Source organism: Bradyrhizobium erythrophlei (genome assembly GCF_900142985.1).
Taxonomy (GTDB): Bacteria; Pseudomonadota; Alphaproteobacteria; order Rhizobiales; family Xanthobacteraceae; genus Bradyrhizobium; species Bradyrhizobium erythrophlei_B.
The window spans coordinates 2,256,794-2,280,957 of record NZ_LT670849.1 but is presented as its reverse complement, the minus strand read 5'-3'; the positions used below and the strand labels follow the sequence as shown (position 1 = coordinate 2,280,957).

The window sequence follows — 24,164 nt, the reverse complement described above, 5'->3', positions numbered from 1 at the left end:
GCGCTATCGCCTCATCCTCGAGACGCTTGCTGGCGCAAGCTCCTCAGGATGAGAGGGGGCGGTTCCCTATGTGCAGACCGCTTCGACGTTGTTGCCGTCGGGATCGATCAGGAAGGCTGCGAAATAAGTCGGGCTGTAATCCTTTCGCGGACCCGGCGCGCCATTGTCGCGGCCGCCGGCCTTGACGCCTTCGCTATGGAATTTTCCGATCGCATCGTGGTTGGGCGCGCGGAACGCGATGTGGGCGCCGGTCGCGGCATCGCCCTTGTGGAGGTGAAGCCACAAAGCCGGCTCACCCTTGGGCCCGAAGCCCGCGCCGCTCGCATCCTTCGAACAGAGGATATAGCCGAGCGGGGCCAGCGCCGCCGTGTAGAAGCGGATGCTGGCGTCAAGGTTGTTCACTCTGATTCCGACGTGGTCGTACATGGCCGTCTCCATTGATGATGAAGACGATGCTAGTCAGTGCAGCGCCCCACCCGCTTGGAAAATCTTGCGCTTTCCTCTGGAAGCGTCGCGAAAGGCGGTCGGGGAGAGGCCCGCGGCGCGGTGGAAGGTGCGCACGAAATTGGAGAGATCGCCGAAGCCGACATCGTAGGCGATGTTGGTGATAGCGATGTCTTGCTCGGTCAGTAGACGTGCCGCCTGGCGCAGCCGCGAGCGCACCAGATATTGGTGCGGGGTGACGCCGAGCACTTTCGAAAACAGGCGCAGGAAGTGGAACGGGCTGATGCCGGCCCGGTCGGCGGCGGCATCGAGGTCGATTGACCGGTGCGAATTCTCCTCGATCCAGCTCGCGGCTTCCACCGCGCGGCGGCGGTCGCGGGCCTTGACCTCGGCCGGCTTATGCGCGCGGTCCGAGATCGCATCGACAAAGCGGCTGGCGAAGAGATATCCGATTTCATCCAGGCCGATATCGCTGCGGCCACTGGCTGCGGCCTGCGCCAGTTCGCCGAGCACCATCAGTTCGGGCAAAGGCGGCGCGGCGCCGACCCGCCAGGTGTCGCGCCGGTCGCCGATCGTTTCGACCAGCTCCGGCTCCAGAAAAAACGACAGGCATTCGTCGCCGCAGATGTGCTCGTGGGTGCAGACATATTCGTCGCCGGGAAAGCCGACCAGCACTGATCCGGTCACCAGTTCAAACGTCCGCCCGCGGGACCGGCAGCCGAAGCTGCCCTTGCGCACATAGGAAACCGAATGGCAGACAAACTGCTCCGCGAAGGGCTTCTCGCCCGGTCCGGCGGTGCAGCGGAAGTCCGACACCGCGATCGAGCGGTGCTTCAGCAGCGGCGTCCTGATCATTTAGCCTATTTAGTTAGGCAGCCTGGGCGGGGCAACGGGGAGCAGGACGTCGAGCAGCGTCTTGCTGTTGGAACTGACCGCCCCCTCGATCGAGAGCAGCCGCCGTTTGGAGATCAGTCCGCCATGGGGCGACATCCGGTCGGCATAGCCGCCCGCTTCCAGCACGCGGTGACAGGGAACGATGACGACAAAAGGATTACGGGCGAGCGCCAGCGCCACCGAGCGCACGGCGCTGGGCGAACCGAGCCGCGCGGCGACATCGGCATAGGTCAGGGTTTCGCCGCGCAGGATCCGTTGTGTGATCTGGTAGACGCGCTGGTCGAAGCCATGAATGCCGCGCATGTCTAGCGTGACGTCGGAGAAATCGGCCGCATCCCCGTGCAGCAGGGAGACCATGCCCTCGATGGCGACTTCCGAATTCGGCGGAGGTTTGCTTTCCCGCGCTTCGGGATAAAGCTGAAACAGCCGCCGTCTGGTATCGATTTCGCGCGCTTCAGGAAGCTGGACACCGACAATGCCCGCTTCGCCCCACACGACCGCACATCGGCCAATGGCCGTGTCGAAAATGGTGTATGCCCGCCCCAGCATGCTCATTTCCCCCACAGCATCATAGCACCGTCACAATCGGCCGCATCTGAAAAGTGAAGGTTCGGTTAAGAAGGCTGGCCGCGGCACGATCGCGCAGTGGAGAGAGGGAAAAATGCGCGCTTCGAGGCGACGGAGCCGCCGCGTGTGACGGGCGCATCGATGTCGCTCGCGCGTGACCGGCGTACACGCGCCCATCAACTATTATTCAGTTCTGGCGTTACCAGCGCTTTGCTAAAGGTCCCGCACCGGACTCCCCCGTCCGGGACAACCTGGTAAGGCCGTTGAGCGTAGTGCTTGGCGGCCTTGCTGTTTGTGGGGCGGGAGCGGCTCGGGCCCACCAAATTCAAGCTTTTGTTGTCAGCGTCGAAAGCTGATCAGTGTCGTAACGGTCCCGCAGACCGGAAAGCGCGTCGGGGTCGGGGGAGCCGTTCGCGGCAAGTTTCGCAAGCTCTTCGAAATAGTGTTCGTGCCCGGGCGGCGAGACCGTCATCAGGACCCGCGCCGGTCGTTCGCTGACATTGGTGATGTTGTGCGCCACGCCCGGCGGGATGAAGAGGTAGGTCCCCGGCGTCGCGCGGATCAGCTTCTCGCCGACATGCCACTCGCATTCTCCCTCCAGCATGTAGAAGGTTTCCTCCTGCACGCGGTGAACGTGGAGACCGGTGGCGAACCCCGCAGGGATCGTCCAGTCGAACATGCTGGTGTGCCTGGTATCCTCGCCGGTGACGAGGAATACCATTGGATGGCCGCGTAGGCTGACACCCTTGTTTTGGTCGGGCATGCGAATGACCGGAGCGGTGTTCATGTGATCCTCCATGGCTCGATGCTGATTGCCGCAAAAACTGAGGCAAGATGCCGCTGCTCGCGCCGGCAAGTCATGAAGCCGTTCCGAAATTGTTGCGAAAAAAGACCAAACGATATCCTATCCGTGAATGGCGGCGCCGTTGACATTCGGTCCTTTCCGCCTCGACGCCGAGGCCGGAATCCTGTTTCACGGCGCCGAGCCGACGCCGCTCGGCCAGCGTGCCGTTGCCCTGCTTGCGCTGCTCGTGCAGCGCGCGGGTACGCCGATCGCAAAAGAGGACCTGTTCGAGGCGGCGTGGCCCGCACAGGCGATCGAGGACAGCAACCTGACGGTTCAGATGGCTGCCATCCGGCGGGTCCTGGAGGACATCGCAGGCGGCGCAGGCTGGATCGAAACACTGCCGCGGCGCGGCTATCGTTATGTCGGGCCGGCCGTCACGTTCGATGACGGCGGTGCGTCGGTTGTCGTTGCGGCTTCCGCCGGGCTCGCTTTGCCGGAGAAGCCGTCCGTTGCGGTTCTGCCGTTCGCAAACCTCAGCGGCGATCCGGCGCAGGACTACTTTGCCGACGGGATGGTCGACGACATCATCACGGGCCTCGCCCGCATCAAGGGGCTATTCGTCATCGCACGAAATTCGACCTTCGCGTATAAAGGCCGCGCCGTCGATGTGAGGCAGGTCGGCCGCGAGCTCGGCCTGCGCTATGTGCTCGAAGGCAGCGTCCGCAAAGCCGGCGATAGCCTGCGTGTAACTGGCCAGATGATCGATGCATCGACCGGGGCGCACGTATGGGCCGAGCGCTACGATCGCAGCTCCGATGATATTTTCGCGCTACAGGACGAGATTGCGCTGTCGGCGGTGGGTGCAGTCGCGCCAAGCATACGACGCGCCGAAATCGAGCGGGTGAAGCGCAAGCGCCCCGGCAGCCTCGATGCCTACGACCTTGTGCTGCGGGCCCAGCTCGATGTCGATTCCGGCATGCCCGAGCGGGTGAAGCGCGCGCTTGTGCTGCTCGAACGCGCCGTCGAACTCGATCCCGCCTATGCGCTGGCGCACGGCAACGCCGCGATGTGCCACCATTGCCTTTTTCTCCGCGCCGGATTGCAGGAAGCCAGCCGCGCGGCTTCGATTCATCATGCCCGCTCTGCTCTCCTTCATGGCCCGGACGACGCGGCTGCGCTGACGCTTGCGGGTTTTTCCATTGGAATGGACGGGCATGACCGCGCTGCTGCGTTCACCGCGCTGGACGCCGCGCTCGCCGTCAGCCCGTCATCGGCGCTGACCTACATTCTCGGCAGCGTCATCCTCGCCTGGGGCGGAGAAGCGGAACGGGCAATCGAGTGGAGCGAGCGGGGCATGCGGCTCAGCCCGCTCGACTCCTGGGCTTTCGCTGCATTTGACGCGCAGACGACGGGCTATTTTATGCGCGGCCGTTACGACCAGGCCTGCCAGGCCGCTTACCGATCGGTTCAGGCCAATCCGGCGCACAGCATCACTTATGTGAAGCTGGCCGCCGCGCTCGTCAAACTCGGACGATTGGAGGAGGCGAAGGTCGCCGCTGCGCGGGTGCTCGAATTGCACCCGGCGTTTCGCTACAGCCGGCAGTTCGAGGCCGTCGACTGCAAGCCTGCGCTTGCGCAATCTCTCGGCGAAGCGCTGCGCGCCGCCGGCCTGCCGGAGTAGTGCGACGGTGCGCCTTGATCCTGCCGCGTCATTCGCTATGGTGGCCCGGCACCGCGGGCGTAGTTCAATGGTAGAACGGCAGCTTCCCAAGCTGCATACGAGGGTTCGATTCCCTTCGCCCGCTCCAAGGCTTAGCTGAGACCGGAGAGAAAGTTTTGTTAGCGGTTTTGTCGGATTTGTTCATTCTTTGCCCTCCAGCTTCTTGATCTTCGCCCTGGTGGCGGCCGCCCGACCCACGTAGCGGCGAATGATCTTCTCGACCGACTCCTCCTCCCACGCGAGCGTTTCGGCGATCTCGCGCATGCTGAATCCGGCAATGTAGAACTTCGTCGCCGCTGTGCCTCGGAGGTCGTTAAAGTGTAGATCCTGCCCCGACATGCCAGCGTCGATCTTGGCCTTATTGAACGAACTGCCAAAGCCATCGGCCGTCCACGGTCGCCGCCTGCTGCTGGTTAGGATTGTGGTTGCGCGCTTCGGAATTCGTAGGAGGACCTTGCGGAGGGCGCCGTACAGAGGGATGAGCGCCTCGCGACGGTGCCTACTCTTACCGGTGCTGAGGACGATTGCGTCGTCGCCGACGTGTGACCACGCTAACCTCATCAGATCGCTCAACCGCAATCCGGTGTGGCCAGCGAGATCGACGGCATGCGCAATTTCGGCCGAGCAGGTTGTTTTGATGCGCGCGACATCCGAATCGGTCCAGATGATTTCGGAGCGGTCGTTGTTGTAGAGGTGTTTGATGCCCTCACAGGGATTTCCCGCGATTTTACCGAGCTCCACGCCGTGGGCAACGACGCGCGACAGAACCTGGAGGGCGTAGTCAGCGGTGCGGGGAGTATCGGCCCATCCATTTCGCCAACGCCGAATTACGGGCCGTATTTTCTCTGGCCGATCAAACTGCGCGGTACGCAATTCGCCGAAGTAATCGGCAATACGGTCGAGCCACTTGCCCCATTGCGCGCGTGTAGATTCCGCGAGCTTCTTATATTCGGCACTTCCCTTGTAGTCGGCAACAACGAATCGGAAACGGCTCTTGTCGGGAGTGCGCTGCTGCTCAATCGCTTCGTTGAAGGAGACGATAAATTCGGGTGAGCCGGGCTCGCCGTTCAGCCGCGGGCCGCCGCGCCATGCATACCAATAGGTGCGACCCTTGGCTTTGACCTTAGTAATACCTTTCAACTCAACCCTGACCATGACGCGCCTCAAAATCTGCCAGCTCCCGATCGAGGCTATCAGCTGGTGCCGGAACGGTCTCACTCTTTGTTACAACAGTAATCTTGCCGTCTTTATCTAACTCAATGCTATGCACATCAATGCCGGCCGCGATAGTTGCGCGTAAGACTCTGGTCACGTCTCGCAGTCTAAATGTGCAAGGTCGACGTGCCATCTTCACCCGATCCGGCGGTAGCGGGTCATTGGCAGACGATGAGGAAAGATTATCAAATCTCCGACTCGCAAGCTAAGAAGTTGATTGCGTAAGCGCAGCATCAATCTGCACAGCGCTCGAACTTTGAGGCAAGCGTGAGAGAAAAAATCTTTGTTGGTTATTCGCGAGCACTTTCAGGCATTTGCTTAAAGTCTGAAATTTATTTGTTGCAGGTCGCCTGCAACAGAATCGAAAAGCGCCGCCTTAACCTGCAAACTATCCTGCAACAGGGGCTTGCCTCATGGTGTCTTACAGAGCGGTGTAATGGTTTGGACTTACATTAGATGGCGCATAGCCGCCTGAATCGGGGGGTGCATGAACACTCTGTTCGACAACGCCATCCAGTCGATACAGCTTGGCATTGAAGATTACGAATCTAACGATGCGAGGCGCCCATTATCAGCGGCCAGAAATTTCTATGCCGGTGTCCTGCTTCTTGCGAAGGAAGTGTTGGTCCGCGCCGCTCCGCAAGCAAATCCGAGGGATGTTGTGGGAGCGAACTACAAACCGCTTCTTGATGGAAGCGGTAATATCAAATTCGTGTCCGGAACCAGAACCATTGATTTTAATGAAATCGGTGAGCGCTTTAAGGCGTTCGGTCTCAAGATTGACCAGGCCTCGCTAAAGGATCTGAGTCGTATTCGCAACGATATGGAGCACCTCTACACTCAGGCTAACCGCGAATCTGTGAGGGAGGCGATTGCGAAAGCTTTTCCCGTGGTCGTCGATCTGTTCCGACAGATGAATGAGGAGCCCCACGAACGGCTAGGCAGCAGTTGGGCCGTAATGCTCAATGCGAAGGCTCTATACGAGCGAGAGCTTAAGCAATGCACCGAGACATTCGACGGTGTTGATTGGCGGTCGCAAGCATTATCTGAGGCAAGCCGTCCGTGTCCGCAGTGCGGTTCACATCTGGTGTATCGTATTGATAGGACCAGAAACGAATCCGGCTTTGCGGATGCGCAGTGTCGCCAGTGCGGGGAGAGGATCGACGCAATCACGCTGATGGAAGCCGCGCTAGAGGCGCATTTCGAATACGAGCGTTATGCGGCGGTGAAAGACGGTGGCGAAGATCCCTTAGGCATATGTCCGGAATGTACAACGAAGACTTACGTGATGTTCAATGAAGAGAATCAGTGCACCAATTGCTTCATGTCGCTCGAAGAATGCGCAAGGTGTTACGCTTCTCTTACCCCGAACAATGTTTCCCATGACTCTAGCTCATTGTGTGGCTACTGCAGCAATCTCTTATCTAAGGACGATTAGCGGCTTTGGACGTCGTGCCCCCGCTATGACATTTGTTGGAAGGTTGATTGGCTTCTTGGGTATTTTTGCGGCCCGCCTAAGATTTGGTTGCATGTTCCTGCAAACCTCGAACGTCTTACAGACGGCGTAATGGTTTGGTCTTACGTTAGATGGCGCACATCTTGTAATTTGAGAGCAATAGCGGTGTGCGTTACCCGCGATTAGCAGAGTTGGGATTTGTTGCCGTGTTCGTCCGGCGCAATTCTCTGGGCGGACTCTGTATTACACGTAAGACGATGTTGCACTAGACGGCGGTTTGGAAAGCGGGTGTACCTTATACCCGTCGTTCTTATCTCGGCTGATCGATTTTAGAAAAATTTCGCAGGAATTTTCGCACTATTACAGATAGGGAGGAGCAGTCTACATCTCCTCGGTTTTGCTTCCGGCGAAGTGACCACGATTAGGAGTTGCCGGCGATACGTGGCATGGTCCGAGTCATGAATGACGTTTTCAAGATTGTGCGCGTCGGGGAGAAGGTGTTTCGAGCAAAACTCGGTGCTTTGCTGCTTTTATGCATTTTCTTGGTGACCACCGTCGAGGCTGCGTCCGTCGAAAAATGCGACAAGCCATCGAAGGCTGGTATCAAACGTTGCGAGCAAATCTACCGGCAGAAGGACAGCCCCAATACGACGTGGAAGACCATCACTTACGTCAATCGAGCCCGCGACATGGTGGAGTGGGAGATAAACTTTCCACGCCAGGGCGGTGACGCTACCTATACCTTCTTGCTGATCGGTGCGGGGATCATGATCCTCTCCCCAGAATTGCCGAGAGATAGTCGGTTGGACTTCATCAAACTACTACTGGTCAACGCAGCGAAAGCGAACCCTGAGTTTATTCCGCTCGGGCGCTACGACTGGACCTCATCCCGAACAGACACGGATTTCATGATCCGGGCAACACGGAAAAAATAAGACGGGATGGGTCGTTTACATCTCCTCGGTTTTGCTTCTGATTGATGTCCGCTATCGGCAGAAGAACGGAAGTCGTCAGATGGTCGTGCCATGTCCGCTTCTCTAATCGGCCGTTAGGGGTCAAGCACTTTCAGACTATCCATGTTTGCGGTGTTGGTGTCGCCCACGGGCTCGTGCTTCTCTTCGGAATCGGCACCAAGGCCCTTCCAGTATGGGATTCGAAGACGAGGTGGAACAATCTTTGGGGCGGCCTTGCCGTCTTACAGACAGTGGGTCCAAGCGGACATACGAACTCACCTCATCCATCGTCCCGCGAGGGACATCATTCCACCGCTCGGTGGAGCTCGAGTGTCCTCCTATCGCGTTTAATCCTGCTAGTCCTCACGCCGCTGTAACTTCCTGGCTCCATCGGAACTCGGTACCGTCAACCCAGATGCGGTGCATGATCACCGCCAACCGGCGCGCCAGCGCCACGATCGCCTTCTTCATCCCGCGGTGCCTGGCGATCTTCATGGCCCAGGCCTTGAGCCAGGACCACTTTGCCAAACGCACCAGCATGATATGAGCCGCTTCGTACAGCATTGCCCGCATCATCTCGTCGCCGCACCTTGATATGGCGCCGGGTCGGTCAATCTCGCCTGATTGATACCTGGAAGGCGTGAGCCCAAACACCGCCCCCACCGCCTTGGAGTTTCGGAAGCGGGCGGGCACGTCGACAGTCGCGCGATAGGTCAGCGCCACAACGGGACCAACACCCAGGATGGTCATCAGGCGCCGGCACACATCATCATTCCGAACGATAGCCAGCAAGCGACGATGAAGAATGCCGATCTGCTCACGAAGCGTCCGCCGGACAATCAGCAGCGGTTCGACTAACTCAGCAAGATCCGGGAAGCTTTCGACAAGCTCCTTGATGCGCGCCTCGAACTTCACCGTTCCTACCACGCCCACCTTGAGGCCGAAGTTGCGCAAAGTCCCTCGCAGGTCGTTATCGACGGCGATGGCCTTGGACTGCAGCAGTTTGCGATGGGTCAACAGCACTCGCAGTTTCTGACTGCGTAGCGTCTTCACATGCACCGGGCGATAAAGCCCCGCCCGCATCATCTGGGCCATACCGCGCGCATCGTTGCGATCCGTCTTGTTGATCTGCGCCTTCAGAACCGCCCGCATGTGCCGCGTCTCGACACAGATCACAGGCAAGCCTGCTTCGGCAAGCGCACCGAAAAGCCATTGCGACAGCGGCCCAGCCTCCAATCCGATCCGCTTGAAACGGTAGGCCGGGTTCCCCAGAACCCGCAGCAGAGCGTCTGGCTCGCTTGCTACCCTTAATTCCTTCGCGATCCTGCCCGTGTCATCCACAATGCAGACACTTGTCTCCTTGACCGATACGTCCAATCCAGCAAAATGGTCCATGCTGCGCTTCTCCTTCTGATGCTTGAGGCCGTTACCACGGACCTCGTTTCACCATCAGCCTGAAGCGCAGCACCCAAAATCTTCAGCTATCCACAAGCTGGGCCGGCCGATAACCCCATCTTTGTGCCAGAAACGGACTCCGGGTTCGATTTTATTGTGCCAATGGCCCGCCCCCTTCGGCGACATGAACGTTTTGAAGGTCCAACTGTGGCGGCTCGCCGGTATTCGGGATTTTCAAGAAAAGGCAATGGACCCATTCTGAATAGGCCCTCTGTTCTATCTCGAAAGTTAGCAATAAGGACACTTTTGGCGTTTCATACGGGATATCCAGGGATAAACCGCGCTCCCCGAATAAGTTTTGTTCCAAAAATCATAGTGCTCATGAACATGCACATTTGCCGCGCCTTGCAATCTACCGGCGTTCGCCAAAGAGGCGGCGCGGCAAGTTCTTTCCAGTGCGTCAAGTCGATCTAGTTTTGCGATGAAAAATAGTGATGCCGGAACGGCGAAGACGGCGGCTGGTACGAAAATCAGGTAACGGCCAGCCAAACCTGCTTTTCGGCACGCCGCGCGAATAAGAAACCAGATGACAGAAACTATCCCAGCGCTAATCCACGCGAATGCTATGACGATGAGCAGCAGTTGTAGAATGTTCAGTACATTGACCATCGCCAGCCTCCGGCGAAGTTAGCTTAGAACGAGGCAAGTTCTAAAACTGAGAATACATCGCTTCAAATTGTTCGGAGTTATGAAGTCCGTTCTGGGTCAAAAGGCGAAGTGGTGAGCCTTCCGGCCTATGTCCGCTATGAGGGTAAGATCGGACCTGTTTTCGCGAGCCGCGACAGTACGCGCTTCACCTGGGCAGCACGCCAGACCCCGCCACGTGGTGCGGTGATCCCTCTTTGATTGAGGCCGGATGCCACAGCGCAAAGCGAGTGAGCGCCGTTGTTCTGGATTTCTTGGATTGTAGTCCGTAAATCGAACGCCCGCCGAACGGCTTTGTCGGTTCTTGTGGCCCGCGCCCGCGCAAGGTCGTTGCAGGTTCCTGCACGGTTGCGGAAGCCCCCGAGGCGGACGCCCCGAACTTTGGCCGCAGCCAAGGCCGCCCGTGTGCGATCCGAGATCATCCGGGCTTCATGCTCTGCGACGGCCGCTAGGATATGAATGGTAAGCCGATTGGCTTGAGGAAAATCGACCGCTTCAAATTCGACACCCGCCTCCATGAGATTGGAGACGAAGGCGACGTTTCGGGCGAGCCGGTCAAGCTTGGCAATGATAAGGGTAGCCCGATGTAGACGGCATGCCGAAAGGGCTTCCGCGAGCCTTGGGCGATCGTTTCGCTTGCCGCTTTCCACCTCGGTGTATTCGGCAATGGGGTTAGCTAGGCCGCGTAGGCGATCATTTACCGCCTTCCGTTGGGCATCTAGGCCGAGGCCGGATTTGCCCTGTCGCTGGGTGCTTACCCGATAGTAGGCGATATACCGCTTTGAAGTCATCGAATGCCCCGTAACATTGTTTGCAACGTCGGTTGCAAATAACGTTACAGACGTGGACCCTTACTGCAATTCTAGATTTTCTCGACGGGTGAATGGATCGAGTGCCTCGTTGAACTCAAAAACCACAAGCAAGCGGTTAAATGCTTCTGAGCTTGGCGAAAGCGCTGCCCGTGATAAGCTAGAGCCCTCATCCAATTGGGGGTAGCAACGTGGTTAAACGAAGTAAGCCGAGACCTAAGAAATCCGCAGTCAAGAAGACAGCCAAGAAGTCCCGTAAGGTGGCGAAGAAGAAATAATTATCCGGCAGGGCATTGGGTAATCGCCCAGATCAAAACGCCAACAAATGGGGCTGCGATTCCAAATCGTGAGCCCCATTTGAACAAGCGAGCATTCTTTCTAATCACCTCGGTGTTTGAGTCGATATCGCTTTGGATGTGCCCTGCGCGTTCGCCCAGACAGTCATCCAGCTTCTTGCCAGTATCGATATCTTCCTTCCAATTATCAGGCTCACAACCCGGAAGGTAAAAGTCTGCGGGTTGAATCGCGCTTATGCAGAGCATTGCACCGAGGAGAAAGCAAACGGCGGCGCCCACGCCACCTAAAATTAGCGGCAAGCGAGCTGACAAGTTGGTGCCCGCCAAGTTAAAAAGAGCAATAACTACACCAGCTATTAGACCAGTCGCGGCGGCTGTATACATGCCCGCTAGGCTTGAGGCTCGGGCATCCGCCGCCGTCGCCAGTTTCACCAGACCATCTAAATAAGCTTCACCGCCCCGAACAATTTCCTTACGGAATTCGGGCTCGATCTTTGAGAAATCCATCATCACGGCACCCTAGACTTTTGGACCGATCGCTTTTTGGTTGCATCTTGCTAACCTTCTTTCTCTCAACAGTCGAGTGCCCAGGGTACCCACCTTAAACATTAGCGCTGCCGGGATGGTCGGCTTGTGCTTAATCGTCGCCCGCAGACGTCGTCGATACCGATCGTCGCCTTGCGCACGTACGCTTCCGTCCCCGCTTAGACCATGGTGGTCGGCGTGCCGAGTTCCCGATAAGAAAAAAGTGAAGCCGGTTTAGAACAGCTACGTCCCCGTTTAGGGGCGGCGCAGCTATGCCCCGCCCGTTTGTTTTTGTCGCATGGCCGAGTGCGCTAACGCCTCGTAGAGGCCTTTCCACCGGTAGACGGCTTACGGAAGTCTTCGGCCTCTCACACATCGAAGAAGAGTCGGAGTTCATACCAGGCGGCTCCTAGAGCGCCGAGGTTCGATGTATCGATGGGAGATGTAAGACGAGAATTAGCTGCGGCTGCGCATTGAACTTAGAGGCCTGATAGCCAAGCGCCGCGTTTTTGGCGGCGCGGGTGCTATGTTAGGTTTCTTATTCTTATTTATAACAGGTAACTTATGATCCTTCACCGGTGAGGTAGTGGCAAGAGAACCCTGCCCTACAAGTGAGGCAGCGTTTACCTCATCCATGAGGGTGCCATCCACAACAACTCCTTTTTGGTGAACCCGTATTACCTCGCGCAAGCCGACTAAATGCTGCAACTCGGTTTCATCGAGCAGAGATTTGCGATCTTCCATCTCCCCCACCATCATCGCCAGAAGCCCGGGCTGATTCCAGATGATATATTCCCAGATCTTTCGGGTGTTATCTGGAGTGTCAATTTCGATTTCTGTGCGTATGCGATACCGGTTCTTTCGAAATGTACGGTTCACTTCGATAAAATTCTTAGCTTCGAGGCTTTTTATCGATTGTAAAAGCTTCGTTTCAGAAATGCGGATTCGTGGCGCGACACAGAGCCCGTCGCGCCCCCACACCCCCGACATGAAATGCCTTAACGGAATGAATTCCCACGCTTTCCCGTAATATTGGGTCCGGCCCCAGATGAAGGCTAGAGTGGTCTGCTCGTACAGGTCCATATAGCGGAGCTTCCCGTACGTGACGTCGCGCATGATCGAAAAGGCGTCCCCCCATTTTCCGAACTTGCGTGTTTTAGGAAAAGGTGTTGCCGTCGGAAGTGTTGCGTTTTGCTTCTTCGATGTAAGCTGTTGATCGCATTGAGCGCCGTTAGGGGTAGTTTTGTTGTTAACTCTTTGTGCTTCTTGGGAAACGTCCAGCTTCCCAAGCTGCATACGAGGGTTCGATTCCCTTCGCCCGCTCCAGCGCCTGGCGCGAAATTCGCGGGCACGGTGGTCGCAGCAGTTCGCCCGCTAGTCTTTCGGGTGCGAGTCCCGATCGGACATCGCTGCCTCGGTCTTTGCCTTATCGAACGAAGCTTGGCCGCATTCGCGAAAACTCAGGACGATGGCCTGCGACGTCTTCTCCCAGGAAACCGAGCACTCGACCGTTGAGGCGGGAGAGCGCAGCGTTCGCCGGCTCGGGCCGCGCAGCCAAAGGAACCGGCTATTCGCCCGGGCGTCTTTGGCGTCAGCGGCCATGGCAACGATGACGTCGGAGGTGTATTGTTGGGGAGGAGGCGGACGGGGGAGATATTGAGCGTCTTGTAGTGGCTGAGTGACCGGAGGTTCAGATATGCTGACGATCCAAGTCAATGGCGAACAGAAATCCTTCGAAGCCCCCGCGGATATGCCGCTGCTCTGGGTCCTGCGCGACATTCTGGGCATGACCGGCTCGAAGTTCGGCTGCGGCATCGCGCAATGCGGTGCCTGCACGGTGCATATCGACGGCAAACCCGTCCGCTCCTGCGTGCTGCCGATTAGCGCGGTGCGCGATCGCGCGATCACCACGATCGAAGGTGTGGGCGCCTCGCCTGCTGGCGCCAAGGTACAAAAAGCCTGGCTCGACCTTGAGGTGATTCAGTGCGGCTATTGCCAGTCCGGCCAGATCATGTCGGCGGCGGCGCTGCTGGCAGCCACGCCTAACCCCGACGACTCCGATATCGATGCCGCGATGGCCGGGAACATCTGTCGCTGCGGCACCTATGTGCGGATTCGCGCCGCCATCAAGCAGGCGGCGACCGGACGCCAGTCGTAAAAGCGGAGGCAGCCATGACCATGACATCGACGATGCCCCTATCGCGCCGTACGCTGGTGACCGGCGGCTTGACGACGGGTTTCCTGTTTGCGTTCCATCTCCCGCTTCGCGCAGCAGTCAACGAGCCGGTGCAGCCGCCCGATGTGACAGAGGGCAAGTTTGCGCCCAACGCGTTCATCCGCATCGATGAGGCCGGCCATACGACGCTGATGATGCCTCAGGTCGAGATGGGGCAGGGTGTCTATACGGCTGTTGCGATGATTCTCGCGGAAGAGCTCGACGCCGATCTGTCGCAGGTATCGCTCGAACACGCGCCGCCCAATGACAAGCTCTACGGCAATCCCGTGTTCGGGCTTCAAGTCACCGGCAATTCCAATTCGATCCGCGCGTGGTGGACCGCGTTGCGCAACGCGGGCGCCGGCGCACGGTCCATGCTGGTACAGGCCGCGGCGAAGCAATGGCAGGTCGAGGCGGCAAGCTGCACGACGTCGAAGAGCGTCGTGATGCACAAGGAGAGTGGACGCACGCTCGCTTACGGTGCACTTGCCGGGGCGGCGAGCAGCGAGACTCCACCGAAGAATCTCACGCTCAAGAAGCCTGAGGACTTCGTCTATGTCGGCCAGTCGCTGAAACGGTTCGACACGCCAGACAAGGTCAACGGCAAGGCCGTCTATGGCATCGATGCGATCCTTCCCAACATGAAGGTCGCGACGATCGCGTTTTGCCCGGTGTTTGGCGGCAAGGTCGGCAAGGTCGACGACAGCGCGGCGAAGAAGGTTCCTGGCGTGCAGAAGATCGTCGTGCTGGACGACTTCGTCGCCGTGGTCGGCGATCACATGTGGGCCGCGAAGAAGGGCCTCGCTGCACTGAAGATCGATTGGGACGAAGGTCCGAACGCGAAGATCAGCTCGAAGGACATCTGGCAGGATTTGCGCGCCGCCAGCGAAAAAGACGGCGCCGTCGCCAAATCGACCGGCGATATCGCCAAGGCGCTTGCGACCGGCGAACGCCTTGACGCCTCCTATGAGCTGCCGTTCCTCGCGCATGCGCCGATGGAGCCGGTCAATGCAACGGTTCACTTCAAGGGCGACTCCTGCGAAGTGTGGACCGGCACGCAGATCATGACCCGCGTGCAGTCGGAGGCCGCCAAGGCGGCCGGACTGCCGGTCGAGAAAGTTGCCGTCTACAATCACCTGCTCGGTGGCGGCTTCGGCCGCAAGCTCGAGCCGGACATGGTCATTGCCGCGGTCAAAGTGGCCAAGCAGGTCGACGGGCCGGTCAAGGTGATCTGGACCCGTGAAGAGGACATCCAGCACGATGTCTACCGGCCGGTCTATCGCGACACCATTGCCGCGACCTTGTCTGACGGCAGGATCGTCGGCTGGAAGTACAAGGTCTCCGGCTCGGCCGTTATCGCGCGCTGGCTACCGCCCGCGTTCCAGAAAGGAATCGACATCGATGCGATCGATAGCGCCGTCGACATGCCTTACGACATCCCGAACTTCCATGTCGAATATGTGCGGGCCGAACCACCAGCGGTGCCGACAGGATTCTGGCGCGGCGTCGGCCCGAACAACAATGTGTTCGCCATTGAAAGCTTCATGGACGAACTCGCCCGCAAGGCGGGGAAGGATCCGGTCGAATTTCGCCGGCCGATGTTGGCCAAGAATCCGCGGATGCTCGCGGCGCTCAACCTCGTGGCTGAAAAATCCGGCTGGGGCGAGGCGCTGCCGGCACGGGTGGGCCGTGGCGTCTGCGTTCAGCCATCCTTCGGCAGCTTCATCGCAACCGTGGTGGAGGCGGAAGTCGACGACCTTGGCGAAGTACATCTGCGCCGCGTCACCTCTGCGGTCGATACCGGGATTGCCGTCAATCCCGACACCATCGTCGCGCAACTCCAGGGCGGGCTGATCTTCGGCCTGACCGCTGCACTTTACGGCGAGATCACGATCGACAAGGGACGGGTTCAGCAATCCAATTTCAACGACTACCGGATGCTGCGCATCAACCAGACGCCGAAGATCGATGTCCACGTCATCAAGAGCGGCGAGGCGCCCGGCGGCATCGGCGAAACCGGCGTGACGGCGGGACCGCCTGCGTTGCGCAACGCGATCTATGCTGCAACCGGCATCGCGCTGCGCAGACTGCCGATTGACCGTGCGTTGATTGCGGGCAAGAAGGCATGAGTGCCCGGGCGCGAATTCTAGCCAGCGTGGCCGCGATTGTGGTGGTTGCGCTGGCGGTCGGGCTCTGGATTGTCCGTGGTCCTGGTCCACTGGCCTTCGCGGACGGCCCGAAAGTAACGCTCGCGGATTATCGCAGCGGCAGTCCCGCCGGTGTTCCGGCGTCGCTGGCAAACGCCGATGTCATGAAGCGGGGCGAGTACTTGGCAAACGCGGCGGACTGTTTGGTCTGCCACACCACGCAAGACGGCAAGCCATATGCCGGCGGTCTCGGCTTCAAACTGCCGTTCGGCACGCTGTATTCGACCAATATTACGCCGGACAAGGAAACCGGCATCGGCAATTACAGCGATCAGGATTTCCTCAACGCCGTCCACCGCGGCGTCCGCCGCGACGGCGCGAGGCTGTATCCGGCGATGCCGTATACGTCCTACACTTATATCAGCGACGCCGATGCACTGGCGATCAAGGCCTATTTGTTCAGCTTGCCGGCGGTGCGCGCGACGCCACCTGCGAACACGCTGTCATTTCCATTCAATCAGCGCTGGGCAATGATGTTCTGGTCGGCGTTGTTCAACCCTGACACGCGGTTTGCGCCGGACACGTCGAAAAGCCCGGAATGGAACCGCGGAGCCTATCTGGCTGAAGCGCTTGCCCATTGCGGCGAATGCCATACGCCGCGAAATCTGGCGTTTGCACTGGACAATCGCAGAAAATTCGGCGGCGCCATCACGGCCGGCTGGCGCGCGTTCAACATCAGTTCGGACAAGTCGACCGGCGTCGGCGGCTGGCGTGACGAGGATCTCGTCTCCTATCTCTCGGTCGGCCACGCAACAGGCCACGGCTCGGCGTCGGGCCCGATGGGCGAGGCCGTCGATCACAGTTTCAGCCGGTTCGCGCCTGAGGACATCCGCGCCATCGTGGCCTATCTGCGTAGCGTCCCTCCGACGACATCGGCCGATCTGCCCGCGAGTTTGGCGCCGCCGGCGCCCGCGTCGCACAAGGATGGCGGCACGCCCGATGCGCGCGGCAAAATGGTGTTCGAGGGCGCCTGCGTCAGTTGCCACGGCTGGACGGGCGAGAGCCCCGTCTCCACGATGGCGACGCTGACGGGCGCATGGGCCGTGAACGATCCCGGCGCGACCAATGTCGCGCAGATCGTGATTTCAGGGACCAAACGGGAAATACCGGACGGCGCGCTGTCGATGCCGGCATTCGGCAACGCCTATTCCGACGACGAAATCGCCGCAGTGGCCAACTACGTCACGGCGCGTTTCGGCAGTAAGGGATCGAAGCTCACCGGGAAGGACGTGGCGGAACTGCGCAAGCAGACGGCGCAGTGAGTTGGCCAACCGCTCCAGTCCGGATCCGGCCTTCGTTTTCGGAGAGCCGGATCAAGCCTTCATCCGGTCAAGCCAGCATGTCGTTGACGAGCGGCACGACCCTGGTGCCGTAGAGCTCGATTCTCTTCATCAGCTTCTCGCGCGCCCGCTCGTCGGTCGCGGCGACATAGCTCGCCGCGAACTCGATCATTCAACGTAAACCTACGTTTTAGGTGAACCAAACTTCCGGTCGATGGCGTTCAACCGACCTGCACCTAGCTCTGGGTGTAGCGCCGAAGTGATGGTGGCGCGTTCTGAAAGCCATCAAGGCGAACCACAAGGAGCCAATGACATGAACGATAACGATGAATGGGTCAGCTATTCGCACTGGGGCATGTTCCCACTGTAATAGAAATCCTGGAACTTGCGCCGTACGATTTGCTGAAGGAGTTATCGATGTCGAAGTTTGCGATTGGCGACAAGGTCGATAAAGCAACCGGTGGCCGCGAAGGCGGTGTCGTTGTTGCCGTGTTCCTGACAGATGACGGCAATTTCAGATACGCCGTCGACATGGAAGGATATGGCACGCTCCAGTTCCTGACCGAAGAACGGCTGGTCGTTCACATCAGTTGATCACCGACCGAGGTCTTCCGGCGATAATCTTCTGATGGCTTCGATCAAGTCTTCATCCGATCAAGCCAGCATGTCGTTGACGAGCGGCACGACCTTGGTGCCGTAGAGTTCGATGCTCTTCATCAGCTTCTCGTGCGGTAATGGACCGGCCGAATATTTGAGATGGAAGCGCTGGACGCCTAACGCCTTGATCGTCGCGGTGAGCTTGCGCGCGACCGTCTCCGGCGAGCCGACATAGAGCGAGCCGTGCTCGGCCTCGCGCACGAATTCGTCGCGGCCCATCGGCGGCCAGCCGCGTTCCTTGCCGATACGGTCGCGCATGGCCTTGTAGTCGGGCCACAGCTCCTCGCGCGCCTGCTCGTCGGTTGCAGCGACATAGCCCGGCGAATGCACGCCGATCGGTCTGGTCGTGCGGCCGAACTGGCCGAGCGCACGGTGATACAGATCGACATAGGGTCGAAAACGCGTTGGATCGCCGCCGATGATGGCGAGCATCAGCGGCAGATCGTAGTGCGCCGCGCGCACCACCGATTCCGGGCTGCCGCCGACGCCGATCCAGGTTTTCAGCGGGCCATGCTCGATCGGGGGATAGACCAGTTGATCCTTCAGCGGCGGACGCAGGTTGCCTTGCCAGGTCACCGGCTCCTGCTTGAGTAGAGCCGCGAACAGGTCGAGCTTCTCCTCGAACAGCACCTCGTATTGTTTCAGGTCGAAACCGAACAGCGGAAAGGACTCGGTGAACGAGCCGCGGCCGAGGATCACCTCGGCGCGCCCGTTCGAGGCGGCGTCTACCGATGAAAACCGCTGGAAGACGCGGATCGGATCGTCCGAGCTCAGCACGGTGACGGCCGAGCCGAGCCGGATACGTTCCGTTCGCGCCGCAATCGCCGCCAGCACGACTTCGGGCGCGGAGATCGCGAAATCAGCCCGGTGATGCTCGCCAAGCCCGATGAAATGGATGCCGAGCTTGTCGGCGAGAACGGCTTCCTCGATGACGTTACGGATCACCTGTGCGTGCGGCAACAATGCGCCATCGGCGCCGCGCGTCACATCGCCAAACGTATCCAGTCCAAATTCAAAGGCTTTGGTCATCAGTCCAATCTCGACGGGGAAAATCGTTATTCCACGCAGATAGTTACTGGGTCGCCTCACGCCTAGGCCGGCTGGCGAAACGCTTCGTTTCCATTTTGGAGGGGCGCGTGAAGGCTCGGGGCGGGCGCGACCGACGAGCGGCGGGTATTCGCCCACCGATTTGTGAACGTGGTCGCGCGTAACAAAGCAGGTCTCCCAGCGAAACGGACGTTACCCGCCATAGGAGGATCATCATGTTGTCGCGCCTTGTCCTGTCGCTCGGATTGATCGCCGGTCTGTCGCCTGTCGTTGCCAATGCCGCTGAACGGCCCGTCGTGGTCGAACTCTTTACCTCACAGGGCTGCTCGTCCTGCCCGCCGGCGAACGCCTATTTGAATGAAATGGCCAAGCAGAGGCGGGATGTATTGGCGCTTGCATTCCACGTGACCTATTGGGATCGCCTCGGCTGGAAGGATCCATTCTCGATGGAAGCCGCCACCGACCGGCAGGCGGTCTACGGCCGTCGCTTTGGCGACGGTTCCTACACGCCGGAGATCGTCGTCGATGGCGCATCGAGCGCAGTCGGGTCCGACCGCGGCCACGTCGGCTCCGCTATCGAGAATGCCAAGCAAAAAGGTCAAACCGCGGCAGCGGTCAGCGTGACCAGAGCCGGCGAGCAGGTGTCGATCGAGGTTGGCGCAGGTTCCGGCAGCGCGAGGGTTTTGCTGATCGGCTTCGACCATGAACACACGACCGCAATCGGCCGCGGCGAGAATAGCGGCCGCACGCTGACGGAAGCCAACGTGGTCCGTTCGTTCCGTTCGATCGGCCAATGGTCGGGCGCGGCGCTGCGGCTCAACGAGCGCTTTCCCCAAGGGCAGGATGTTGCGGTCGTGCTGGAGGCGTCCGATGGGCGCATCATCGGCGCCGCCCGTCTGGCGGCCGGTGGTTCGACCTGACAATGCTCTCCACCTCTCCCCGCCTGCGGGGAGAGCATAGGCCGCCTTCGGCGGCCGTTCTAAACAAGCGACGCCGAAGTGAAGCTTCGGCTATGCGACGAAGCGTGGCGGCGTCGGAAGTTGCGTCGTCACGGCTGGTCGGCAGCCCAGCGTTCGAAGAGTGCGACCCGCGCGTCAGGCCATGCGCCGTCGCAGGGCATCGTGCCGGCGCGCAACCGAAGCAGTATTTGTTGCCTGTGCATGGCAACGTCCGTCTCCTTCCAGAGGTCGAACGCAAACAGCATCGAGTTACGGTCCATCGGCCGAAATAGCGGGCGAATATGATCGTGGAAGCGAACGGCTTCATCCGCGTTCGGCAATGTCAGACTGGCTTCGACTTCAACCGTCTCGTCTGCGGCCGTCGCCGAGGGACGCGAACCCGGTGTTGCATTGCATACCCACCACCATCTTGGCACCGGCATGTTGGGTGGAGGCTTGGCGTTACCCCCGGAATTTTCCTGCGCGATCCGTGACCCCCACTCGATATAGGCCACAAAAGCGGCACGGAATTCCGGGTCGGACGGGAGTCCGGCATCACCTGCGCTTTGCAGCATAAGGGTGGCCCACCGCGCGCGCTGTTCGGGGGTGATTTGCTTGCCGAGATGCTGCGACACCATGCGTTGGTAGCCGCCATATCTTTCCGAATAAAACCGTGGCCCTCCGAAAACTTCGCTGAGCCAGGCGGCAACGCGCTCCGGATGATCCGGAGCCATGTCGGCAAACAAGGGCCCGATTAAGCTATCTCCGGGAACGTGACGACTGTAGAAAATCCGAGTCATATCCAGCAGCGCGGGATAACCGCCCGCCCACTCAAACAGCGTCGGCTCGTGCATGGGATCGCCGACCGGATCATGGAAGGCGACGCTCCAGTGCATCCCGCTGCAAAACGGCTTGTTGAGAGATGAGCCGCATCGGCACAGGCTGAAATGTTCCGGAGATGCGCCCGCGTTTTGCGGAATGTTCGCGCCGAATTCATCCACCAGTTCGACATGGCCCGTTACGCGATAGGGCCCATCCCTGGAAACCTCGATCTGTGGTGCGCGATTGGTGTCCGACAGGCCAGCGTCACGCGCTCTCCCGATGCCGATGCCGAGCGCGCCCGATGGACATCTGCGGACCGCGTTCACCAAATCGTCCAGTCGCGCGCCGCTCGGTGAAACGAAAGGCTCCTGGCCCACGTGAAATACCGAGTTGAGCCGGTCGGTACAGAACCCGGAATGCGCGCAGGTTCCGCGGTTATCGTAGACATAAGCCTGTTGGCCCTCATAGGTGTCGAGCTTGTCAGGCACGCGCCTTGGGTCCTTTTTGTCGGTGAATCCGCGTTCCACGTGGCTCTCGTCGCAGAACGGCTTCGTTTGCGATTGTCCGCAACGGCACAGCCGGACCGGTGCCGGTGCCGTGACGGGGACCCCGAGATGGTCGACCACGGCAATGGAACCATCGACCACGTAGGGGCCGTCGCGGACAACGACGATGCGTGCTGATTGTACGGCCGCGCGCGGTGCGTGAATCAAGCTGTCTTGGGTCATGTTTTGTGAAGTTCCGCGTTGTTATCCGAACCCCCTCGAACGTGCTTAAATGCATCGCGGGCAGTCCTCAACGCACCAGATGGAAAGTAGAATTGGAGCGCCAACCATGCGCAAGACCAAAAGGGATTTTGGCTGTCCCGTCGAATTCTCGATCGAGCTTCTCAGCGGGAAATGGAAGACGGTGATTTTGAGCAGGTTGAAACTTCGGCCGATGCGCTACGGTGAACTGCGTCGGGACCTTCCGGCACTGAGCGACAAGGTGCTGACCGAGCGGCTGCGCGATCTTTGCGAGGCCGGCTTTGTGAAGCAGGAGCGTTCCGGCGGCGCGTCACGATATTGTCTCACCAAGCGCGGTGAAATGCTAAAGCCCATGCTTCAGGCGCTTTACGATTGGGGGCACGACAATGCGATGTCGTTTGGCGTCCGATTTAATTCAGAGTCGAATTAAGCCGCCTTATCCAGCCGCTGTCGCCGCGGCGCGCCCGGACATGGCGGCCGGAATACCGGCCGCCGATCGTGTCGCCCTCGACTTGAAGCGAACTTCGCGCCGCAGAGATTACTTCGCCGCCGTCACCATGATCTCGACATTGTATTTCGCCGCCGCGAGCTTGACCTCGACGGTCGCGCGGGCCGGGGTGTTGCCCGGCGAGACCCAGGCGTCCCACACCGCGTTCATCTCGGGGAACGTCTTCATGTCGGTGATGTAGATCGTCGTCGTCAGGAGCTTCGACTTGTCGGTGCCGGCCTTCTTCAGGTGGCCGTCGATGATCGAGAGGATTTCCTGCGTCTGCTTGGTGACGCTTTCGCCTGCCGTGGTGTTGGCGACTATGCCGGCGAGATAGACGGTGTCGCCGTGGACGACGACCTGGCTCATGCGCGGTCCGGATTCGATGCGTTGAATGGTCATTTTTCTCTCCCGTGGATGGTGCAGCCACTTAGCCTGCGGACCTAATTTCCGCTACTGCCTTTCTTGCAGCAAAGCCCTGCGTCCTGGTGGCGTGGATGTGACATTCGTTACCAGCCAGCCCCGCATTGGCCCTCACGACAAGGTCGCTGCGAGAGCAATCAAGGCGACAAAGACACCAAGTGGCGCAAGGTGCGAAAGATCGCGGTGGCGCAGAACGGTCATAACCGCAGCCGCAATGATGACCGCCCCAAGCACGAGGCCAACGACGCGACTGGCAGGAAGCGCAATAAGAGCGGCGCTCACCATCTCCAGTCCGCCAGTCAAAAAGCCCCACCAGCGCGGGTAGCCCCACCGCGCGAAATCGCTTTGCGTCGCGGCAGTGCCGATTGCGTTATAGAAACCGGCGCCAAAGAAGCCCGTGACGAGCAGCCAGAGTGCGAGAGCATGGACCATCTCAGGACGCTCCAAGCATCAAGGGGATGGCTGCCAGGACCATGAACACCGCCGTGAGGCCGTGCATGCCGAAAGCGGCTCTTGCGGAGCCTTTCGCGGCAAGAATGACCAGCATGTCGCCGACGGGGATGATCGCTTCAACCAGCAGGAGGAGGCCGACTTCGCGCGGAACACCCCACGCCATGAACGCCAGGACGGCCAATCCCGACACGATGTCACGAACACCCTTGAGGCGAAGCCACCAGGCGATTTTGGGGCCGTCTTCAGGAAGCGGCAGGCCGAAACTACGTGTCGCGCTCCTTGGGCTCGCGAGATATTGGGTGCCGATCGCGATAATCGCGAGAGCCACGAACAGCGCCATCCCAAGCGGAAGCCAATGCATCACACTCTCCAATTCTAGCTATATAAAGATAATCTAGCATTGCTAGGAATAAATATTATAGCATTGCTAGATCATCAAGCATTGCTATAATCACAAACATGTGGGCCTGAATATGCAGGCCTTTTTGGGTCCGGGAGGCCGACAATTGGGTATCGCCGAGCGGAAAGGCAGGGAACGGGCTGAGCGCGAGCGCCGTATCATCGCCGCAGCGCGCGGGATCGCGGAGCGCGAAGGATGGGATGCCGTTACAATCCGTCGCCTGGCCGACGAGATTGAACATAGTCAGCCAGTCCTCTATTCGCATTTCAGGAACAGGGATGCGATCGTTGCCGCCGTCGCAGTCGAGGGTTTTCAGGAGATCGCACTGGCTTTTCGGGAAGCGGCAACCGGATCGACAGGACGAAATGCTTTGAAGAATGTTGCGATGGCCTATCTCGCCTTTGCACGGCGTCATCCTGCCCTCTACGCGGCCATGTTTGTCCTTCCGACGGATTTGCGGTTCGCCGAAGCTGGAACCAGACCGGAACTACATGCCGCTTTCGAAGCACTCGCGGCCGTCGTAACGCCGTTTTGCGTCGATGTAGCCGCCGCGACCGAGACTTTTTGGGCAGCCCTTCATGGGCTCGCTGAACTCGACCGTGCAGGCCGAATTAGACCCGGCGCGCGCGGCGAACGCATCGCACTTGTTGTTCGGGCGATGGTGGTCGCCGGAAATAACTCGCCTGCCAGCGGCCCTAACATTCGCAAAGGGGCTCGCTGAGA

The 24,164-nt window shown here is 59.5% G+C and carries 26 protein-coding genes and 1 tRNA gene; 11 read left to right on the top strand and 16 right to left on the bottom strand.

The features are described 5' to 3' along the window. Positions 1–66: 66 nt before the first annotated feature. From BUA38_RS10720 to BUA38_RS10705, 4 genes are all read right to left on the bottom strand, one after another. A complete protein-coding gene (locus BUA38_RS10720) occupies positions 67–426 on the bottom strand; it encodes a VOC family protein (RefSeq protein WP_072826018.1) in 360 nt (119 codons plus the stop codon). A gap of 33 nt (positions 427–459) precedes the next feature. Next, positions 460–1,299, bottom strand: a complete 840-nt coding sequence (locus BUA38_RS10715; RefSeq protein ID WP_072817899.1) for a helix-turn-helix domain-containing protein — start codon at positions 1,297–1,299, stop codon at positions 460–462. Positions 1,300–1,308: 9 nt separating this feature from the next. Then, positions 1,309–1,887, bottom strand: coding sequence for a methylated-DNA--[protein]-cysteine S-methyltransferase (locus BUA38_RS10710; protein ID WP_072826017.1), 579 nt, complete (start codon positions 1,885–1,887; stop codon positions 1,309–1,311). A 343-nt stretch (positions 1,888–2,230) separates the two neighbouring features. After that, positions 2,231–2,692 carry a cupin domain-containing protein gene (locus tag BUA38_RS10705; RefSeq protein ID WP_072826016.1) on the bottom strand — a complete coding sequence of 154 codons (462 nt, stop codon included), beginning with the start codon at positions 2,690–2,692 and terminating at the stop codon, positions 2,231–2,233. A gap of 127 nt (positions 2,693–2,819) precedes the next feature. Here BUA38_RS10705 and BUA38_RS10700 point away from each other — a divergent pair, with 127 nt between their 5' ends. After that, a complete protein-coding gene (locus BUA38_RS10700; RefSeq protein ID WP_072817898.1) occupies positions 2,820–4,373 on the top strand; it encodes a winged helix-turn-helix domain-containing tetratricopeptide repeat protein in 1,554 nt (517 codons plus the stop codon). 53 nt (positions 4,374–4,426) lie between these two features. Further along, a tRNA-Gly gene (locus tag BUA38_RS10695) sits at positions 4,427–4,500 on the top strand. 53 nt (positions 4,501–4,553) lie between these two features. Here the strand turns inward: BUA38_RS10695 and BUA38_RS10690 are convergent. Then, positions 4,554–5,567: a tyrosine-type recombinase/integrase gene (locus BUA38_RS10690; RefSeq protein ID WP_072817897.1), complete on the bottom strand. Its 1,014-nt coding sequence runs from the start codon at positions 5,565–5,567 to the stop codon at positions 4,554–4,556. A gap of 547 nt (positions 5,568–6,114) precedes the next feature. Between BUA38_RS10690 and BUA38_RS10685 the strand changes: the two genes are divergently transcribed. Together BUA38_RS10685 and BUA38_RS10680 are read left to right on the top strand one after the other, a co-directional pair. Next, entirely contained in the window at positions 6,115–7,065 is a 951-nt protein-coding gene (locus BUA38_RS10685; protein ID WP_072817896.1) for a hypothetical protein, read from the top strand. Positions 7,066–7,541: 476 nt separating this feature from the next. Continuing rightward, a complete protein-coding gene (locus BUA38_RS10680) occupies positions 7,542–8,018 on the top strand; it encodes a hypothetical protein (protein ID WP_156898485.1) in 477 nt (158 codons plus the stop codon). Between the two features lie 381 nt (positions 8,019–8,399). On the opposite strand, the gene BUA38_RS10675 is transcribed toward BUA38_RS10680, so the two are convergent. The 5 genes from BUA38_RS10675 to BUA38_RS10660 all read right to left on the bottom strand — a co-directional run bounded on the left by BUA38_RS10675 (position 8,400) and on the right by BUA38_RS10660 (position 13,062). Next, positions 8,400–9,431, bottom strand: coding sequence for an IS110 family transposase (locus BUA38_RS10675; protein WP_072817894.1), 1,032 nt, complete (start codon positions 9,429–9,431; stop codon positions 8,400–8,402). 288 nt (positions 9,432–9,719) lie between these two features. Beyond that, positions 9,720–10,100 (bottom strand): hypothetical protein, encoded by a 381-nt coding sequence (locus BUA38_RS36640; RefSeq protein ID WP_156898484.1) that lies wholly within the window; start codon positions 10,098–10,100, stop codon positions 9,720–9,722. A 134-nt stretch (positions 10,101–10,234) separates the two neighbouring features. Beyond that, entirely contained in the window at positions 10,235–10,927 is a 693-nt protein-coding gene (locus BUA38_RS10670) for a recombinase family protein (RefSeq protein WP_072817893.1), read from the bottom strand. A 296-nt stretch (positions 10,928–11,223) separates the two neighbouring features. After that, the gene (locus BUA38_RS10665; protein ID WP_072817892.1) at positions 11,224–11,751 is read right to left on the bottom strand and encodes a hypothetical protein; all 528 of its coding nucleotides are present in this window, start codon (positions 11,749–11,751) and stop codon (positions 11,224–11,226) included. 471 nt (positions 11,752–12,222) lie between these two features. Then, on the bottom strand, positions 12,223–13,062 hold the full coding sequence (locus BUA38_RS10660; protein ID WP_072817891.1) for a hypothetical protein: 840 nt from the start codon (positions 13,060–13,062) through the stop codon (positions 12,223–12,225). A 400-nt stretch (positions 13,063–13,462) separates the two neighbouring features. Here BUA38_RS10660 and BUA38_RS10650 point away from each other — a divergent pair, with 400 nt between their 5' ends. From BUA38_RS10650 to BUA38_RS10640, 3 genes are read left to right on the top strand one after another with little or no spacing between them, the layout of a single operon-like run. Continuing rightward, entirely contained in the window at positions 13,463–13,924 is a 462-nt protein-coding gene (locus BUA38_RS10650; RefSeq protein WP_072817889.1) for a (2Fe-2S)-binding protein, read from the top strand. A gap of 20 nt (positions 13,925–13,944) precedes the next feature. Continuing rightward, positions 13,945–16,110: a xanthine dehydrogenase family protein molybdopterin-binding subunit gene (locus BUA38_RS10645; protein ID WP_072817888.1), complete on the top strand. Its 2,166-nt coding sequence runs from the start codon at positions 13,945–13,947 to the stop codon at positions 16,108–16,110. Continuing rightward, positions 16,107–17,450 (top strand): c-type cytochrome, encoded by a 1,344-nt coding sequence (locus tag BUA38_RS10640; RefSeq protein ID WP_072817887.1) that lies wholly within the window; start codon positions 16,107–16,109, stop codon positions 17,448–17,450. The genes BUA38_RS10645 and BUA38_RS10640 overlap by 4 nt, the downstream gene beginning before the upstream one ends. 67 nt (positions 17,451–17,517) lie before the next feature. On the opposite strand, the gene BUA38_RS38450 is transcribed toward BUA38_RS10640, so the two are convergent. After that, positions 17,518–17,640, bottom strand: a complete 123-nt coding sequence (locus tag BUA38_RS38450; protein WP_276328161.1) for a hypothetical protein — start codon at positions 17,638–17,640, stop codon at positions 17,518–17,520. Between the two features lie 245 nt (positions 17,641–17,885). Between BUA38_RS38450 and BUA38_RS10635 the strand changes: the two genes are divergently transcribed. Next, positions 17,886–18,062 carry a hypothetical protein gene (locus tag BUA38_RS10635; protein ID WP_156898482.1) on the top strand — a complete coding sequence of 59 codons (177 nt, stop codon included), beginning with the start codon at positions 17,886–17,888 and terminating at the stop codon, positions 18,060–18,062. A 60-nt stretch (positions 18,063–18,122) separates the two neighbouring features. Here BUA38_RS10635 and BUA38_RS10630 read toward each other — a convergent pair whose 3' ends face one another. Beyond that, entirely contained in the window at positions 18,123–19,154 is a 1,032-nt protein-coding gene (locus BUA38_RS10630) for an LLM class flavin-dependent oxidoreductase (RefSeq protein WP_072817885.1), read from the bottom strand. Positions 19,155–19,387: 233 nt separating this feature from the next. On the opposite strand from BUA38_RS10630, the gene BUA38_RS10625 reads away from it, so the two are divergent. Then, positions 19,388–20,092, top strand: a complete 705-nt coding sequence (locus BUA38_RS10625; RefSeq protein WP_072817884.1) for a DUF1223 domain-containing protein — start codon at positions 19,388–19,390, stop codon at positions 20,090–20,092. Between the two features lie 128 nt (positions 20,093–20,220). On the opposite strand, the gene BUA38_RS10620 is transcribed toward BUA38_RS10625, so the two are convergent. Then, a complete protein-coding gene (locus BUA38_RS10620) occupies positions 20,221–21,660 on the bottom strand; it encodes a CDGSH iron-sulfur domain-containing protein (RefSeq protein WP_072817883.1) in 1,440 nt (479 codons plus the stop codon). A 106-nt stretch (positions 21,661–21,766) separates the two neighbouring features. Here BUA38_RS10620 and BUA38_RS10615 point away from each other — a divergent pair, with 106 nt between their 5' ends. Further along, a complete protein-coding gene (locus BUA38_RS10615; protein WP_072817882.1) occupies positions 21,767–22,108 on the top strand; it encodes a winged helix-turn-helix transcriptional regulator in 342 nt (113 codons plus the stop codon). Between the two features lie 108 nt (positions 22,109–22,216). Here the strand turns inward: BUA38_RS10615 and BUA38_RS10610 are convergent, their stop codons facing one another. The 3 genes from BUA38_RS10610 to BUA38_RS10600 all read right to left on the bottom strand — a co-directional run bounded on the left by BUA38_RS10610 (position 22,217) and on the right by BUA38_RS10600 (position 23,402). Further along, on the bottom strand, positions 22,217–22,567 hold the full coding sequence (locus tag BUA38_RS10610; RefSeq protein WP_072817881.1) for a RidA family protein: 351 nt from the start codon (positions 22,565–22,567) through the stop codon (positions 22,217–22,219). Between the two features lie 132 nt (positions 22,568–22,699). Then, on the bottom strand, positions 22,700–23,020 hold the full coding sequence (locus tag BUA38_RS10605) for a DoxX family protein (protein WP_072817880.1): 321 nt from the start codon (positions 23,018–23,020) through the stop codon (positions 22,700–22,702). A gap of 1 nt (position 23,021) precedes the next feature. Further along, positions 23,022–23,402: a DUF4267 domain-containing protein gene (locus tag BUA38_RS10600; RefSeq protein ID WP_072817879.1), complete on the bottom strand. Its 381-nt coding sequence runs from the start codon at positions 23,400–23,402 to the stop codon at positions 23,022–23,024. A 145-nt stretch (positions 23,403–23,547) separates the two neighbouring features. On the opposite strand from BUA38_RS10600, the gene BUA38_RS10595 reads away from it, so the two are divergent. Further along, positions 23,548–24,162 (top strand): TetR/AcrR family transcriptional regulator, encoded by a 615-nt coding sequence (locus tag BUA38_RS10595; protein WP_072826015.1) that lies wholly within the window; start codon positions 23,548–23,550, stop codon positions 24,160–24,162. Positions 24,163–24,164 lie beyond the last annotated feature (2 nt).